Origin of the sequence: uncultured Eudoraea sp., from assembly GCF_947260015.1 — a bacterium.
Lineage (GTDB): Bacteria > Bacteroidota > Bacteroidia > Flavobacteriales > Flavobacteriaceae > Eudoraea.
This window is the reverse complement of sequence record NZ_CAMYOM010000081.1, coordinates 1-2,782: the sequence shown is the minus strand read 5'-3', so window position 1 is coordinate 2,782 and position 2,782 is coordinate 1. Positions and strand designations below refer to the sequence as shown.

Sequence of the window (2,782 nt, the reverse complement as noted above, 5' to 3'; positions counted from 1 at the left end):
CATCCAAACGGCCTTTATATTTGACTAAGGTCTCCTTATCGAGTTTTTTTATTGCTGCCGGAAAATCTACCAGCACATTATCCATGTCTACATAGAGTAATTTTTTATCCATAATCTTGTTATAACAATCTACCAAAATAAAGACTTTGAGTCTTATTTAAAGTGACTTTTATCATAGTATTTAAAGGGTAGTTCAGATGTACTAATTGTGCCTTGTAAAACGGCCGTTTTAAGGAAATATTTCTAATTTAAGTCAATCCTCAGGCAGAGCTGTGGTTATGAGGTTTATTAGCGGGGAGAGAAGCATTTTAACATCTCTTAGACATATATTCTCATGCTATGGGGAGAGTACTGGTTTGATTGATTAAATAAGTCCTTTATCCTCCAGCGACATTCTCAGCTTAGCCTGATTCTTCCAAAACTTATCGTTAATCTTTTTAATTATTCCTTCATACTCTGGATGCCGGGGCTATGTTAATTTTACCATTGGAGATGCCTGCTGTGTTAAAATTTATAGCTATTACGACCTTTACCGGAGTTGTCTGCTATCTTATTTATGAATTTATCCTAAGAAGGATTGTTTTCTTAAGGCCTTTGTTTGGACTAAAATGGAAATTCAATGAAAAAAGAACATCTAAAATTCTAACGAAACCCATCTCTAAAATTTGAGGAATGAAGCCACTACTAAAAGTCGTATAACAATTTATTTGTTGGCACTATGTAAACACATAAGTACAATCCCTTAAATCTATCTTTATCCGGGAAACGTAAGGGATAAACACTATTTTAGTGTGCATATAACAAGTTATAAGTAGTAAAATGACAACTCTGATAGAAACTGAAAGATTATTGTTACGGGAAATCACTCTGGATGACAAAGAGGAACTATTTAAGTTGCATTCTGATCCAGCGGTACAATATTATACGGGGGAACCTGTGGTTGAATCTATTGAAGAAATTGAAAAGGCAATAAGGGGGAGAATTAACGATTATGAGAAGTATGGATTTGGCAGGTGGGCTACTATTTTAAAAGATGGGATGCAATTTGTTGGATGGGCAGGTTTAGCATATCTGCCCGAATTTGATGAAATTGATCTTGGTTTTAGATTCTTGCCAGAATATTGGGGGTTAGGGTTAGCAACGGAAGCATCTCGTGCAATTTTGACGTATGGATTTGATACTCTCAACTTAAGGAGGATCATTGCCATTGCATTGAAAGATAATAAAGCATCGATCAATGTGATGAAAAAAGTTGGGATGGAATTCGAAAAATTTGCTCCCTATGAACTTGGTAGTGAAGATGGCGTCTGGTATTGGTGTAACAAAAAACTTATAACAAAAAATAACGCGCAATAAAACACATCGTCCTGATATAGTATGACAAAGAAACAAACAAAACGAATACTCAGAATAATATTTATTATTGCAAGCATTAGCTCTTTGGCTTTCGTGCCATGGATTTTGGTAAAGGCCTGGGTTTTACCACTACCTGATACGGTTCAGGAACAAGTAAATGAAGCAATTGATCATGGGTTTGATGGAATGATTGTTTATGTGGACGAAGCAGGCAAACCACCTGCATTTTATACAGCTGGCTGGAATGACCGAAAAAATAAAATACCAGCCGACCCGCAAGCATTATTCAAGATTGGTAGTATCAGCAAGTTATATGTCGCTTTAGCCACAGCTAAATTAGTTAAAGACAACCGTTTGTCTTTGGAAAAAACCCTCGCTGATTACTTTCCGGAACTTGTGGGAAGAATTGAAAATGCAGAAAAAATCACCTTGAGATTGATGGTGCAACATCGGAGTGGCATTCCCAATTTAACGGACAGCCCTGGCTTTTGGGAAGACCCACCCAAAAGCAGTAAAGAAGCGCTTGAATTAGTACTTGACTTGCCCGCGAGCTTTGAACCGGATGAGGCTTATGAATATTCCAATACGAATTATTTATTGCTTTCCCAACTCATTGATAAGGTGGTAGGTTATAGCCATCATCAATATATCAAGGAAGAAATTTTGATACCACTCGAGCTGAACAATACTTTCGGTTCGCTTCGTGAAGTGGATATAGACGATGTGATGAGCGGCTATTACGTTGGCTTTGAGTCGGATATAAAGACTAATGATTATGGCTTAAATGGTTATGGTTCAATGGTCGCTACAGCACAGGATGTGGGTATATTCCTGAGGGCCTTAAATGATGGTTCAGTATTTGATGAAGGAGAACAGGCAATCTATTCCTCAATTTACGTGTACGAACATGGAGGTTTGCTTCCTGGATATCAGAGTCTTGCAGAATACCACAAAGACATTGATACAGTTGTTATTCAATTTGTTAATACAACTGACTTTGATGGATACAATTGGAATTTATCGCAAATAGTATATAATCGTATTGTAAAAATAGTAAGAAGTAAAAAAAGCTCATAACAATATATAAAAAATAGGTCTCAAGATGATTTCGATGTAAACATTTGTAAGCGGTTGTAATCGTATGTTTTTAGGATAGAAAACTGCTAAGGTATTGCAAGACCCTTAAATACTAGGATTTGTTATCTTAGTTCCTATAAGTGAACTATAGTGCATAATGTGCTATATACAATTGTTAGTGGCAATAAATAAAAAATAAATGACTGAGAAAATTTCAACTACAAAATTAGTTTGGTTACACCTTTATCCTGGGTTACTTATTGGGGGTTTGTATATTTTACTCACACCAAGCATTAATAATTTTGGGTACCCTTCAATAATGAGTTTGATGATTTCGGCTCTCTTGGTA

The 2,782-nt window shown here is 36.0% G+C and carries 2 protein-coding genes; both read left to right on the top strand.

The window, feature by feature from the left end:
• Positions 1-819 precede the first annotated feature (819 nt).
• Positions 820-1,356: a GNAT family N-acetyltransferase gene (locus tag Q0X66_RS15685; protein WP_297708037.1), complete on the top strand. Its 537-nt coding sequence runs from the start codon at positions 820-822 to the stop codon at positions 1,354-1,356.
• A 21-nt stretch (positions 1,357-1,377) separates the two neighbouring features.
• On the top strand, positions 1,378-2,433 hold the full coding sequence (locus Q0X66_RS15680; RefSeq protein WP_297708034.1) for a serine hydrolase: 1,056 nt from the start codon (positions 1,378-1,380) through the stop codon (positions 2,431-2,433).
• Positions 2,434-2,782 lie beyond the last annotated feature (349 nt).